This is a genomic window from Lawsonibacter hominis (assembly GCF_014287895.1).
Taxonomy (GTDB): Bacteria; Bacillota; Clostridia; order Oscillospirales; family Oscillospiraceae; genus Lawsonibacter_A; species Lawsonibacter_A hominis.
The window spans coordinates 13500-27605 of sequence record NZ_JACOPP010000030.1 but is presented as its reverse complement, the minus strand read 5'-3'; the positions used below and the strand labels follow the sequence as shown (position 1 = coordinate 27605).

Sequence of the window (14106 nt, the reverse complement as noted above, 5' to 3'; positions counted from 1 at the left end):
CTGAAAAACAACCGCCGTTTTGCCACCAGGTATGAGAAGAAAGCACTCTATTTTCACGCTGTTGTCTGTCTTGCCTGTATCCTCGTTTGGTTACTTTGATGGTTTTAAAACAGACTCTAAGGCATAAAAATAGAGTTCAGTAAATTTCGGTTTGTAGGGGCAGTCTCATTTGAGGCTGCCCCCCTGTTGTTTTGACGAAAGGTACTCCAAATGCACAAACAAGGCAGAAGGGAGCCGTTTTCCCGGCGGGCGGGCCCTTCCTGGGTCCGCGCAAAGCAGCGGGCCGCTTCCAATGGAAGCGGCCCGCTGCTTTTGGGGTGTTTGTTTACAGGATCCAGCCCAGTACGGCGGACAGGACGAAGGCGATGATGGCCGGCATAAAGTTTTCCCACTTCACCGGCTTGTCGAACAGCGCCTTCACCAGCAGCACCACGCCCGCGATGCGCAGCAGCCAGGGCAGCAGGCCCAACAGCAGCAGCAGAGGCAGGCCGATGATGGCCAGCACCACAAAAATCAGGACCACCGCCACCAGGCAAACAATGGAAAGGGTCAGCAAAGTGATCATATCGTTTTCCTCCTCGTTTGATTGCTCCCATCTTACCACCCCAGGCTTAAAGCCGCCCTGGAGTTTTCCTTAAAAAAGAATAAAAATCGCCCGGCGCTCCCGCGCCGGGCGATGGTCCGCTTACCGGAAGTATTCCGCGCCGCTCTCAAACAGGGGCTGGCGGCGGTCGCCGGGAATGTTCACACCCACAAAAGCGCCGCGGCGCTCGCTGTGTCCCATTTTGCCGAAGACCCGTCCGTCGGGGGAGAAAATGCCTTCGATACAGGCGGCGGAGCCGTTGGGGTTCACGTCGATCTCCATGGAGGGCACGCCGTCGGCGTCCACATACTGGGTGGCTACCTGGCCGTTCGCGATCAGCCGCTCCAGCTCTTCCGCCGGGGCCACAAACCGCCCCTCGCCATGGGAGATGGGGATGGCATGCAGATCGCCTACGTTGGAGCGGAGCATCCAGGGGGACTGGACGGAGGCTACCCGGGTGGTGACGTACCGGCTCTGGTGGCGGCCGATGTCGTTATAGGTCAGGGTGGGGCAGCCCGCGTCCATCGCGCGGATCTCCCCGTAAGGGACCAGGCCCAGCTTGATGAGCGCCTGGAACCCGTTGCAGATGCCCAGCATCAGGCCGTCCCGGCGCTTGAGCAGGTCATGGACCGCGTCCGTGAGCGCGGGGTTGCGGAAGAAGGAGCAGATAAACTTGGCGGAACCGTCCGGCTCGTCGCCGCCGGAAAAGCCGCCGGGCAGGAACACGATCTGCGCCCCCCGGACGGCCCGCTCCAGCGCGGCCGTGGACGCGGTCAGGTCGGCGGGGGTCAGGTTGCGCACCACCACGATCTCCGGCTCCAGCCCCGCCTGCAGGCAGGCCCGGGCGGAGTCGTACTCGCAGTTGGTGCCGGGGAACACGGGGATGACCACCCTGGGCCGGGCCGTTTTGGCCTTGCACACGGCAGGGGAGCGCTTGTCCCAGTTCAGGGCCGGTACGGGCGCGGCCGTGCCCGCGCGCGTGGGGTACACGTCCTCCAGCACGCCCTCGTTGAGGGCGAGCAGCTCGGCAATGGACGCCCGGTCGCCGCCGGCGACGATCTCCGGCGCGGCGGCGGTATCCCCCAGACGGACGGCATGGGGCGTCTCGACCGTCTCGGTCAGCTCCGCCAGAATGGCGCCGGGCCGGGCGGACAGCTCCGCCCCCTCGGCGGCGCGAAAGCCGATCCGGTTGCCGAAGGACATGTTCATCAGGCCCTCCAGCACCCCGCCGGCCTCCACCGCCCAGGCGGCGCGCACCTTTCCCGCCCGGCAGAGGGCGTAAAACGCCTCCCAGGCCGCCCGGTGGGCCGGATAATCGCCGGCGGCGGCGCCGCCGAACCGGTAGACCGGATGGCCCGGCTCTTTGAACTCAGGGGAGAGCACCTCGCCCGCTTTGGCGGGGGCGATGGCGAACGAGATCAGGGTGGGCGGCACGTCCTGATCCAGGAAGGAGCCGGACATGGAGTCCTTGCCGCCAATGGCCGCGCAGTCCAGCCCCAGCTGGGCGTCCAGCGCCCCCAGCAGGGCCTGGAAGGGCTTGCCCCAGCGCGCCGGGTCCTGGCGCAGCTTTTCAAAATACTCCTGGAAGGTCAGGTAAGCCTTCCGGTAGTCCGCGCCCGCCGCCACCAGCTTGGCCACTGAGGTGACCACGGAGCCGATCGCTCCCGTGTAGGGGTCGGCGCTCATCCAGTCCGGATCGAAGCCCCAGGCCATCACGCTGGCCTGGTCGGTCGTCTGCCCGGGCAGCACGGGGAACAGGGCGGCCATGGCCTGGGCGGGGGTGCGCTGGTACTTTCCGCCGAACGGCATGAGCACGCTGCCCGCGCCGATGGAGCCGTCGAAGCGCTCGGTCAGCCCCCGGCGGGAGGCGCACTTCAGGCTGGCGGCCACATCCCGCAGGGAACGTTCGGCGGGCGCTTTCCGGTCCGGTTCGGGCTTGGGGGCGCTCACGCAGACGCCGGCGTGCTTCACGGCGCCATTGGTGTCCAGAAAGGCGCGGGACAGGTCGGCGATGGTCTCGCCCCGCCAGCGCATGACCATACGGGGAGAGGCGGTGACCACCGCCACCCGGTAGGCCTCCAGATTCTCCCGCGCCGCGGCGGCCAAAAAGGCCGCCTCATCCTCCGGGGCGACCACCACGGCCATACGCTCCTGGCTCTCGGAGATGGCAAGCTCGGTGCCGTCCAGACCGTCGTACTTCTTGCGCACCGCGTCCAGGTCGATCTCCAGCCCGTCGGCCAACTCGCCGATGGCCACGCTCACGCCGCCCGCGCCAAAGTCGTTGCAGCGCTTGATGAGGCGCGTCACGTTCCCGTCCCGGAACAGGCGCTGGAGCTTGCGCTCCTCCGGGGCGTTGCCTTTCTGCACCTCGCTGGCCATGGTGGTCAGGGAGTTCTGGTTGTGGCTCTTGGAGGAGCCGGTGGCCCCGCCGATGCCGTCCCGGCCGGTGCGCCCGCCCAACAGGATGACCACGTCGCCGGGGGCGGGCCGCTCCCGGCGGACATTCCGTGCCGGGGCCGCGCCCACCACCGCGCCGCACTCCAGATGCTTGGCCACATAGCCCTCATGGTAAACCTCCGCCACGTGGCCGGTGGCCAGGCCGATCTGGTTGCCGTAGGAGGAATAACCCGCCGCCGCGGTCTGGGCCAGCTTGCGCTGGGGCAGCTTGCCGGGCAGGGTCTGATCAAAGGGAGTCCGGGGGTCGCCGCAGCCGGTGACGCGCATGGCCTGATGGACGTACACCCGGCCGGACAGGGGGTCCCGGATGCAGCCGCCGATGCAGGTGGCCGCACCGCCGAAGGGCTCGATCTCGGTGGGGTGGTTGTGGGTCTCGTTCTTGAACATCAGCAGCCAGTCCTGCTCCTGTCCGTCCACCTGGGCGGGGACGTGGATGGAGCAGGCGTTGATCTCCTCGCTCTCGTCCAGCTCGGGCAGCTTGCCCCGCTTTTTCAGGGTCTTGGCGCCGATGGTGGCAATATCCATCAGCGTCTGGGGCCGCCGGGCGGCCTTCTCCTGCCCATAGACCTCCACCCGGGCGGCCAGATAGCGCTCATAGGCCTGCCGGACCGGGCCGGCGCCGATCTCCACCTGGTCCAGATGGGTGGAAAAGGTGGTGTGGCGGCAGTGATCGGACCAGTAGGTGTCCACCAGGCGCACCTCGGTCAGGGTGGGGTCGCGGCGCTCTTCCTCCCGGAAGTAGGCCTGCAAAAAGGCCAGGTCGCCCAGGTCCATGGCCAGGCCGTATTGTTCCAGCAGCCCCTCCAGACCGGCCCGGTCCAGCGCGGTGAAGCCCTCCAGCACGGGCACGGAAGCGGGCTCGGGGTACTGACGGCGGAGGGTGTCCGGCTTGTCCAGAGCGGCCTCGCGGCTCTCCACGGGGTTAACCAGATAGCCGCGGATCTGCTCGAATTCCCCGTCGGTGAGCGAGCCCGTCAACAGGTATACGGTGGCCGCGGCCACCAAAGGCCGCTCCCCGCCGGTCATCATCTGGATGCACTGGGCGCAGGAGTCGGCCCGCTGGTCGTACTGGCCGGGCAGGGCCTCCACCGCCAGCAGGCGGTCCCAGGCGCCGTCCTGCTCCGGGACGGCCTCGTCCCAGACGTCGTCCACCTGAGGCTCGGACAGGACGGTCGTGCGGGCGGCCTCGTAGACGGCCCGGGAAACGCCCTCTACGTCATACCGGCGCAGCAGGCGCACCCCGGTGAGCCCCGTCAGCCCAAGCGGACCCCTCAGCTCTCCCAGCAGGTGCTGCGCCTCTACGGCAAAGCCGGGCCGCTTCTCCACATAGCATCGAAATACGTTCCCCATTCTTGATTCCCCCACATTTCTCTCTCCGAACTTGTTTCCCCGCCTGCGTCCCCCAATCGGCGGGCCCGTTCCCGTCCGGACGGCATTACGCGACGGTCCAGTCTGCAAAGCGATAAAATACGTTCTGCTGGGTGGGCGTCAGGCCCGTAAGGAGCCGCCACTGGGTGAGCAGCGACCAGTTTTTGAAGCAGATCACCGCAAAGGGCGGCTCCTGGGCCAGATACTCGTACAGCGCCCCGGCCGCCTGCCCCCGCGCCGCGCCGTCGGCGGCGCGGAACGCGCGGAGAAGCCCGGCTGCCGACGCGTCCTGATAGCCGCCGTAGTTGAGCGCTCCGGTCGGTGCAAGCAGGGCGGTCAGGTCAAAATCCCCCGTCAGGCGCACCTCCGCCAGATACAGATCGAAGTCTCCGCGCGCCAGTACGGCCGTATAATCCTCCCAGGACAGCTTTTTCAATTCCACTGAGACCCCTTCGTCGGTCAGGTTTTTTGCCAGCTGCTCCGCCGCAGAGATCCGGTCGGTATTCTCGCCGGGCACCACGAAGCGCAGCGCCAGCGTTTCCCGCCCCCGCCGCCAGCTCCCGTCCGTTTGGGACCAGCCCGCGCCGGCCAGTGCCTGGGCCAGCGCCTGGGACGAGTAGGCCAGGCGGCCCGCCAGGGCGCCGTCATACAGCGGCGAGACCGGGGAAACCGGCAGGGCGGCGGCCAGCGCATGGCGGGAAAACTGGGCCGTGACCACCGCGTCCCGGTCAAAGCTCTGCTGGAGCGCCCGGCGCAGCCCCGCGTCCCGGCAGGGCCCGGAGGCCGTGTTGAATCCCACGTAAAGCATGGTGCTGGTGGGATAATCCACCGTTTCAAAGCTGCCCGAGAATCCCAGCGCGTTGGTGCCCGTCAGGTCGGTGGCCACCAGGGCGACGTCACGGGTATCGAAGGCCCGGATCAGATCGTCGGCCTCCTGGATGCTCCGCAGGGGGATGGACTGCCTGGGCAGGGCGTTCCCCTGCCACCAGTCCGTCCTGGCCTCCAGGACCAGCGCGTCCGCCTCGCCGGCGAGCACGTAAGGTCCGGTACCCGCGGGGCGCTCCCCAGTTCCCTTGCACACCGGCACGTCCAGCAGCGCGGGCAGGCCGCCGTTGGGACTGGAGAGCGTGACGCTCACGGTTCCCTCCCCGGCGCTCACCCCGGTCACGCCGGTAAAGCGGGCGCTGTAGAGGGCGCTGGCGCGGGCCTGGTTCAGGCTGGCGGCCACGTCGGCCGCCGTCAGTGCGCTGCCGTCGGAAAAGCGCACGCCGGCACGCAGGACAAAGGTCCACTTCAGCGCGTCCTCCGATACGGTATAGGATTCGCACAGCACGTTCTGGACCTGAAATTGGGGATCCAGGGCAAACAGCCCTTCATAAAGCAGGCCTCCCAGCGACAGATTGGTTCGGTTGCCGCCGGTAATGGGGTGAAAACTGGACTGCGGGTAGCAGGCCAGTGCAAACTGGGCCGGCTCCGGCTCCGGCGTGGCCGTGGCGGCCGGCGTGGGCGTGGGCTGCCACGGCTCCTCGTAGGGCGCCGCTCCGCACCCGGCCAGTCCCAGCAGCAGGCAGGCAGCCGTCAGCAGGGCCGTCAGGATCCTTCTCAAGCTGTGCCTCCTCCCCGGCGCAGCGCGATCATGGCCGCCTGACTGCCCCGCTCCCCATGGGTCACACGGTGGGACCAGTATTGATCGGGCCGGCAGGCGGTGCAGTCCGGCGAGCGGGCAATATGCTCCGGCTTCAGTCCGGCCCCCTCCAGCCGCCTGGCGTTGAGGCCCTTCAGGTCCACATGAAATTTCCCGGTGGGCAGCACCTCGATAAACGGAAGGGCGCAGGCGCCCAGGGCCTCGGTCATGGCGTTGGGCACATCCTCATGAGTCTCGAAGCAGCATTTGGAGATGCCCGGCCCGATAGCGGCAAGGAGATCCAGCCGGTCGCAGCCGTAGCAGTCCACCATCCGCTCCACCGCCTTTTCCACGATCCCCAGGGCGGTGCCTCGCCAGCCCGCGTGGACCGCGCCCACGGCCCGGCGCACCGGGTCGTAGAGAAGGATGGGCAGACAGTCGGCGGAAAAAACGGTAAGCACCGCGCCGGGTACATCGGTAATGAGCGCGTCGGCCTCGTAGTCTACGGTCTGCTCCAGCCCCTTGCCCAGGTCGGCGGAGGTAACGGTGCGCACCCCGTCCCCGTGGACTTGGCTGGAAAAGACCAGTCCCTCCCGCTCTGCCCCGATGGCGGCGCAGAAGCGGCGGAAATTCTCCCGGACGCGCTCCGGGTCGTCCCCCCGGTTGACGCCCAGGTTCATCGAGGCGTAGATCCCCTCGGATACGCCCCCCAGGCGGGTGGAAAAGCCGTGGACCACACCGCCGGCGGCCTGGAAGCCGTCGGCGGCAAGGTACACCACGCCGTTTGCGTTGTGTTCGGTGATATTCATGCTGGTTCTCCTCAATGACAGCGGTTTGACGGAACGGGCGGCGGTACGGGGGCGTGCGGCCCCCGCTGTCCCGCAAAGGCGCGGCCCGCTCCCGCCCGCACGCATCCCCGAAGCGGGATGACACCCCCTGCAGGCGCGCTTCCGGAACTTCTCCCCGCTCCCGCAGGGGCAAGCCGGCGCGCTCCCCGGCGGATCCGATCCCGATCAGTCGGGGTGGTACTCCTTGCAGGTGCACTTCTTGAACTTCTTCCCGCTCCCGCAGGGGCAGGGCTCATTGGGGCCGATCTTCTGTCCCTTTTTGATGGGCTGTTTCTTCACGGTGCCGTCGCTGCCCGCGCTTTCGCCGGTGACCCTGGCCACCCGCTCCCGCTTGACGCCGGTATTCACCTGCACCCGGGCCAGGAAGATCCGCCGCAGGGTCTCCGCCTGGATGGCGGCGATCATCTGCTCGAACATCTCATAGCCCTCGCGCTTGTACTCCACCACGGGGTCGCTCTGGCCGTAGGCCCTGAGGCCGATGCCCTGGCGCAGCTCCTGCATGGCGTCGATGTGGTCCATCCAGTACTCGTCCACCACACGCAACATCATCACCCGCTCCAGCTCGCGCATCAGCGGCTCGCCCAGCTCGGCCTCTTTGCGGGCGTAGAGCTCCGCCGCCCGTTCCCGGAGCAGCTCCGCCAGGCCGTCGGCGTCGTATTTCGCCAGCTCCTCGTCGGTCAGCTTCAGCTCGTCGGGGCGCAGGAACACGCCCCGAAACTGAGCGCACACCTCCCGCCAGCTCTCGGCGTCCATATGCTTCTGCTCGCCCAGACGGCCGTGGACCTCGCCCGCGATCACCGTGGTGAGCATACTCTGGACGGACTCCTTCAGGTTCTCCCCGTCCAGCACCTTGCGGCGCTGCTCGTAGATGACCTTGCGCTGGGTGTTCATCACGTCGTCGTATTCCAGCACCGTTTTCCGGGTCTGGAAGTTGCGGGATTCCACCTGCTTCTGGGCGTTCTCAATGGCGCCGGAGAGGATCTTGGCGTCGATGGGGGTATCCTCGTCCACCCCCAGCTTCTCCATCATGTTCATCACCCGTTCGGAGCCGAACAGGCGCATAATATCGTCCTCCAGAGAGAGGAAGAAGCGGCTCTCGCCCGGGTCGCCCTGCCGGCCGGCGCGGCCGCGCAGCTGGTTGTCGATGCGGCGGGACTCGTGCCGCTCGGTGCCCAGAATAAACAGGCCGCCCGCGGCGCGGACCTGGTCGGCCTCTTCCTTGATGGCCTCTTTATACGTTGCCTCCGCCTCGGCATACATACGCCGGGCGTTCAGGATCTCCTCGCTGTCGGTCTCGGCAAAGCCCGTGGCCTCGGCGATGAGCTCGTCGGACAGCCCCGCCTTGCGCAGATCGGCCTTGGCCAGGACCTCCGCGTTGCCGCCCAGCATGATGTCGGTGCCGCGGCCGGCCATGTTGGTGGCCACGGTGACCGCCCCGAGCTTGCCCGCCTGGGCCACGATCTCGGCTTCTTTTTCATGGAACTTGGCGTTGAGCACATTGTGGCGGATGCCGCGCTTTTTCAGCATGCCGGAGAGCTCCTCCGACTTCTCGATGGAGATGGTGCCCACCAGCACGGGCTGGCCCTTCTCGTGGCACTCCACGATCTGGTTGACGATGGCCCGGTACTTGCCCGCCTCGTTCTTGTACACCACGTCGGGGTTGTCCTTGCGGGCCAGCGGACGGTTGGTGGGGATCTCCACGATATCCAGGGCGTAGATGGTGCCGAATTCCTCCTCCTCGGTCATGGCGGTGCCCGTCATGCCGGAGAGTTTGCCGTAAAGGCGGAAATAATTCTGGAAGGTAATGGTGGCCAGGGTCTTGGACTCCCGCGCCACCTCCACATGCTCCTTGGCCTCGATGGCCTGGTGCAGGCCCTCGGAGTAGCGCCGGCCGTACATCAGGCGGCCGGTGAACTCGTCCACGATGATGACCTCGCCGTCCTTCACCACGTAGTCGATATCCCGCTTCATCAGGCCCCGGGCCCGGATGGCCTGGTTGATGTGGTGGGAGAGCGTGGTATTCTCCGGGTCGGAGAGGTTCTCGATCTGGAACTGCTGCTCGGCCTTGGCGATGCCCCGGGCGGTGAGGGTGACGGTACGCGCCTTCTCATCCACGATGTAGTCCGCGTCGATATCCGGGTCCTCTTCCTCCTTGGTATCCACGCTGGTGACCCGCTGTCCCTTCAGCCGGGCCACGAAGGAGTCCACAATGGTGTAGAGCTGGGTGGACTTGTCCCCCTGACCGGAGATGATGAGGGGGGTGCGCGCCTCGTCGATGAGGATGGAGTCCACCTCGTCCACGATGGCAAAGGCGTGGCCCCGCTGGACCATCTCGCTGGCGTAGATGGCCATGTTGTCCCGCAGGTAGTCGAAGCCGAACTCGTTGTTGGTGCCATAGGTAATATCCGCGTCATAGGCGGCCTTGCGCTGTTTGGGGTCCACGTCGTGGATGACCAGGCCCACGGTGAGGCCCAAAAAGCGGTAGACCTTGCCCATCCACTCGCTGTCGCGCTTGGCCAGGTAGTCGTTGACGGTGACGATGTGCACGCCCTCGCCCGCCAGGGCGTTGAGGTAGGCGGGCAGGGTGGCCACGAGGGTCTTGCCTTCGCCGGTCTTCATCTCGGCGATGCGGCCCTGATGGAGGATGATGCCGCCGATGAGCTGCACCCGGTAAGGCTTCATGCCCAGCACCCGCCAGGCGGCCTCCCGGCAGGCGGCGAACGCCTCGGGCAGGATGTCGTCCAGGGTCTCGCCGTCTGCAAGACGCTGCTTGAATTCAGGCGTCTTGGCCTGGAGCTGCTGGTCCGTGAGCTGGGAATACACCCCGTCCAGGGCCTCGATCTTGTCCACCAGGGGCAGGATGGCCTTCACCTGCTTTTCCGAGCTGGTGCCGAAAAGCTTTTTCAAAAGTCCCATGGGTCGTTCACCTTTCTTATTTCAGGCCCGCGCGTGCGGGCGGTCATAGGAGTTCCAGGGTAATTCAGCTTACTAGTATACCATAGTTGTTTCGGATAAAAAAGGGGAAATTGTGAACAAATCCGCGTTTCTCTTCCTTCCGGACAAACCAGCCGGAGGCCCCCGACCTACGGCTGGGGCCTCCGGCTGAGACGGTCGAAAAAGCGGCTTTGCCGCTTTTTCGAGCAGGAATGCACGAAATGTTCACCTCGACTGCGCACGAAATTGTCGGCAAACATGTCGTGAGAAGGGTCCTTTCCAGGGCACATCCCCCGGGGGACCTTCTCTTGCCCCTGCCGGGCAATTCAGGCTGTCGAAAAACCCTCCTGAGGAAGGGCCTCGCAGAGTTCCGTCGTCCGCAGACGACGGAATCCTGCGAAGCGGAGGGGTCATTGGGCTGCGTCGACCAACACGCAGGCGGTATAGGTGATGGTGCCCGGCCCGTAATAGTAAGGCAGGCCCGACCGTTCGCATACGCGGGACACCCAGAGGCCGTAGGCCTCCATGGAGGGGATGGCCCGGTCCGGAAAACGGCAGGGTGCGTCCGGGCAGGTACACGCCGCGCAGATGCCGCAGCCGCCGGTGCCCATGGGCAGGCAGTCGGGGTCCGCCCGGCGCACCCGTTCCACAAAGACCGCAAAGCGCTCCCGCTGGAGGCGCTCGGTCTCCTGCATGGTCTCCACGTCAAAATCGTCCTCCATCGTCCCGGTGGACTGGAGCAGCACCCCCCGGCGATAGCGCCCGGCGCGCCGCGCCGCCTCCTCCAGCGTGCCGCAGGCGGGCGGGCAGGTCCAGCACCGGCCGTAATTGTGGCAGCGGTCGGCGGCGCACATCTCCCGCACCTGGGGCAAAAACTCCAGCGCCGCCCTATTCAGCTCTCCCGCGTGGGAGAAGCCCACCTCCTCCGCCAGGGACAACAGTTCCTGCTGCGTCATGCCCGATCCCCTCTCCGCTCCGTTTGGCCCACATTTTAGCACAGTTTTTCCCCGCCGGAAAGGCTTCGGGCCGATTTGCAGAAGGGAACACAAAAAATCGCAAAAGTTTACAATTGTGTTTTTCCCATTTACGCCGGGGAACGCAGATGGTAAAATGGGGTATCCCAATCCGCATCCGACAAAAGGAGCCTAGAATGAAACGAAACAAACTTTTCCCCGCCGCGCTGGCCCTGTCTCTGGCCTTTGCCCTGACCTGCTGTGCCAAACCCGCTCCAGCGCCCGTCGATACCGCCGCGCCGACGCCCGCCGCCACGGCCACGCCCGCTCCGGAGGCCACGCCCACGCCCACGCCCGTCCCGGCCGAACCCCCCGTGTGGGGGGAGCAGGCGTTCCGCCGCACCTTCACCGCCGGGGACGGCACCCAGGTCATGAGCGTGAGCTATACCCTGCCCATGGTGCAGAACACCGACGCCTGCCCCGCCGGCACGGCCATCAACGCCTGGTACCAGACGGAGGGCCATAACCGCCTGATGGAGGCGGAGGAGCAGTATGAGATGGTGGTGGCCGATTACGACGTATCCACCGACGCGGGCCTGCCCTTTACCGCCACGGTGCAGGAGATGACCTCGCGCGTGACCTATGAGGATGAAGCCGTCATCAGCGTGGCCCGGGAGTGGTATCTCAACAGCGGCGGTGCCTACCCCACGGTGTTCCGCCTCTCCGAGCAGTTTGACGCTCAGACCGGCAGCCAGCTGGGCTTTGCAGACTTCTTCTCCGACACCGACGCCGCCCTTGAGCGGATCGTTTCGGCGTTTCTGGCCCAGGGCGAGATCAGCCGGGCGATCTCCTCCGGCGCGCTGAGCGAGGAGCAGGTGCGCCTCTCCTTCCAGCCGGAACACTTTTACCTCACGGAGGAGGGCTACACCTTCTGGCTCCAGGGCGGCGACCTGCCCGCCCTGCACAGCCCCGTGGAGGCAGCGATCCCTTACGATCAGCTGGAGGATGTGAGCGCCCATGGATAAGCGTCCGCAGCAAGGGGACACGTTCCCGCTGACCATTGACGGCTACGCCAGCGACGGCAGCGGCGTGGGCCGTCTGGAGGGCATGGTGGTCTTCGTTCCCGGCGCCCTCCGGGGGGAAGTCTGCCAGGTGCAGCTCACCCACGTGGGCCGCAGCGCTCTCTGGGGGCGGGTGAAAACGATCCTCACGCCTTCTCCGGCCCGCATTCCCCCCGACTGTCCCTACGATGCCCAGTGCGGCGGCTGCCGCTTCCGGCATATGGACTATGCGGAAGAGCTTCAGGCCAAGCGGGCGCGGGTGGAAGACGCCCTGTGCCGCATCGGCGGCGCTTCGGTCCGGGTGGAGGCCGTCCTGGGCGCCGGGTGTCCCGCGCGCTACCGCAACAAGGCCCAGTTCCCGGCCGCGCCGGGGCCGAAGATCGGCTTTTACCGGGAGCACAGCCATCAGGTGGTGGACGTGGCGGACTGCCTGCTGCAAAGCCCCGCCGCCGCCCGGCTGCGCGCCGCCGTGAAGGACTGGATGCGGCGCTACCGCGTGAGCGCCTATGACGAACGCACCCGGAAAGGGCTGGTGCGCCATGTGTATGTGCGTACCAGCCGGTCGGGGGCGGCGCTTTGCTGTGTGCTGGTCAACGGGAAAACGCTTCCCCGCGAGCAGGAGCTGACGGCGGCCCTCCGCTGCGCCGAGCCCGGCCTTACCGGCGTGGTACTGGGGGTCAACGAGACCCACAGCAACGTCATCCTGGGGACGGACTACCGCACCTTGTGGGGGGAGGATTTTCTATACGACACCCTGTGCGGCTTTACCTTCAAGCTTTCGGTGCCCTCCTTTTACCAGGTCAATCCCGATCAGGCCGAGGTCCTTTACGACCGCGTCCTGGAGCTGGCGGACCTGACCGGGGAACAGACTGTACTGGACCTGTACTGCGGCATCGGGACCATCAGCCTGGTCCTGGCCCGCAGGGCCAAGCTGGTCTATGGCGCCGAGGTGGTGCGCCCGGCCATTGAGGACGCGGTGGAAAACGCCCGGCGCAACGGGGTGGGAAACGCCCGCTTTCTGTGCGCCGATGCGGGAGAGGCCGCCCTGCGCCTGGAGGCGGAGGGCGTGCGTCCGGATGTGATCTGCGTGGACCCGCCCCGCAAAGGCCTTGCCCCCGCGGTAGTAGACACCATCGTGCGCATGGCGCCCAGGCGGGTGGTCTACGTCTCCTGCGACCCGGGCACCCTGGCCCGGGATATCGCCCGTTTTCGGGAACAGGGCTGGAGCGTGCGCCGCGCCCTGGCTGTGGACATGTTCCCCCGCACCGCTCATGTGGAGACGGCGGTCCTCTTGCTGCCGGACGCCGGCCCGCAGGGAGACGGGGGCGAACCGTACGCCGGGGAGCCCCCCTGCCCAGCCGTGCGTTGAGCGATGCGTCCAACAGAGGGGGCCGGCGTGATCCGGGAAGCGATTCCGATCCGGCCCCGCCGCCGGACCGCCGCATTCCGGCGGAGCGGCACCTGAGCGGGGCGGCCACGGCCTGTCCCTGGCAGGCGAGCGCACGGACAACCGGCTGGGGCGTTGCTGCCCAGCGGCCTGCCGATTCCGGCCGGCCCCGGCCGCGGCCCGGCCGAAGCATCGGGAAGGAGGCGGCTGAATGGACCGCACCCCCTATCCGCGGCTTTAACGCCATGACCGCCGACTTCTTTTCGTTCTTCAGCGCCAGGTATCCCGGCCGGGTGCTCCGCGGCGATTGGAACCGGGACATCTGGTACAATGTGGAGACGGTATCCTGCTGGTACGGCGTGGGCGAATGCGCCCGGATCCGGGATCATTACCGGGGCTGGAACCCGGGCACCCATGTGGAAATCCCCCGGGATACCGACTCCAATGCCGTCAACGGCGCCGGTCTCACCGCCTCCCTCCGGGCCTGTCACTTTGGCAACGACGCCTACTGCAGGGTGGCCTCGCCGCGCACGGCGGAGGTGATGCTGCGGCGTCTGTCCAAATGACCGCGGTCCAAAGCGAATCCGGGATTCCCACCGGCCGGGCACAAAAAAGGGGCTGGAGCATCTTAACGCGATGCTCCAGCCCCTTTGTGATGGTCCCAAAAGCGGCGTTGTCCCTTTCCCGGGACGGCTGCGGCCGGCCGAGGGATCTTTGTACTACCGCTCGGGATGGCACATGCCGCTGCCGGGACAGTTCCCGCATCCGCCGGAGCAGGAGCAGCCTCCCCTATGATGCGTTTTGTTGTAGACGCCGCGGGCCACGATGGCAACGAACACGGCCAGCACGATCAGACCTATGACAAGTGTGGGGACATTCATCGCTTCCGCC

At 66.7% G+C, this 14106-nt stretch carries 10 protein-coding genes; 3 read left to right on the top strand and 7 right to left on the bottom strand.

Features of this window, described 5'->3' with window-relative positions; genetic code table 11:
• Positions 1–325: 325 nt before the first annotated feature.
• From H8S57_RS14645 to H8S57_RS14620, 6 genes are all read right to left on the bottom strand, one after another.
• Positions 326–565 carry a phage-shock protein gene (locus H8S57_RS14645; protein ID WP_186908774.1) on the bottom strand — a complete coding sequence of 80 codons (240 nt, stop codon included), beginning with the start codon at positions 563–565 and terminating at the stop codon, positions 326–328.
• Positions 566–685: 120 nt separating this feature from the next.
• A complete protein-coding gene (locus tag H8S57_RS14640) occupies positions 686–4390 on the bottom strand; it encodes a phosphoribosylformylglycinamidine synthase (protein ID WP_186908773.1) in 3705 nt (1234 codons plus the stop codon).
• A gap of 85 nt (positions 4391–4475) precedes the next feature.
• Positions 4476–6014, bottom strand: a complete 1539-nt coding sequence (locus H8S57_RS14635; RefSeq protein ID WP_186908772.1) for an ABC transporter substrate-binding protein — start codon at positions 6012–6014, stop codon at positions 4476–4478.
• Positions 6011–6841 (bottom strand): peptidoglycan editing factor PgeF, encoded by an 831-nt coding sequence (gene pgeF / locus H8S57_RS14630; RefSeq protein ID WP_186908771.1) that lies wholly within the window; start codon positions 6839–6841, stop codon positions 6011–6013. Before pgeF ends, H8S57_RS14635 begins: the two co-directional genes overlap by 4 nt.
• A 204-nt stretch (positions 6842–7045) precedes the next feature.
• Positions 7046–9796, bottom strand: a complete 2751-nt coding sequence (gene secA, locus H8S57_RS14625; RefSeq protein ID WP_186908770.1) for a preprotein translocase subunit SecA — start codon at positions 9794–9796, stop codon at positions 7046–7048.
• Between the two features lie 428 nt (positions 9797–10224).
• Positions 10225–10770 carry a DUF2284 domain-containing protein gene (locus H8S57_RS14620; protein ID WP_186908769.1) on the bottom strand — a complete coding sequence of 182 codons (546 nt, stop codon included), beginning with the start codon at positions 10768–10770 and terminating at the stop codon, positions 10225–10227.
• A 194-nt stretch (positions 10771–10964) separates the two neighbouring features.
• Between H8S57_RS14620 and H8S57_RS14615 the strand changes: the two genes are divergently transcribed.
• The 3 genes from H8S57_RS14615 to H8S57_RS14605 all read left to right on the top strand — a co-directional run bounded on the left by H8S57_RS14615 (position 10965) and on the right by H8S57_RS14605 (position 13781).
• Positions 10965–11792: a polysaccharide deacetylase family protein gene (locus H8S57_RS14615; RefSeq protein WP_186908768.1), complete on the top strand. Its 828-nt coding sequence runs from the start codon at positions 10965–10967 to the stop codon at positions 11790–11792.
• Positions 11785–13197, top strand: a complete 1413-nt coding sequence (gene rlmD, locus H8S57_RS14610; RefSeq protein WP_186908767.1) for a 23S rRNA (uracil(1939)-C(5))-methyltransferase RlmD — start codon at positions 11785–11787, stop codon at positions 13195–13197. The genes H8S57_RS14615 and rlmD overlap by 8 nt, the downstream gene beginning before the upstream one ends.
• A gap of 263 nt (positions 13198–13460) precedes the next feature.
• Positions 13461–13781: a hypothetical protein gene (locus H8S57_RS14605; RefSeq protein ID WP_186908766.1), complete on the top strand. Its 321-nt coding sequence runs from the start codon at positions 13461–13463 to the stop codon at positions 13779–13781.
• A 153-nt stretch (positions 13782–13934) separates the two neighbouring features.
• Here H8S57_RS14605 and H8S57_RS14600 read toward each other — a convergent pair whose 3' ends face one another.
• The gene (locus tag H8S57_RS14600) at positions 13935–14096 is read right to left on the bottom strand and encodes a FeoB-associated Cys-rich membrane protein (RefSeq protein WP_186908765.1); all 162 of its coding nucleotides are present in this window, start codon (positions 14094–14096) and stop codon (positions 13935–13937) included.
• Positions 14097–14106 lie beyond the last annotated feature (10 nt).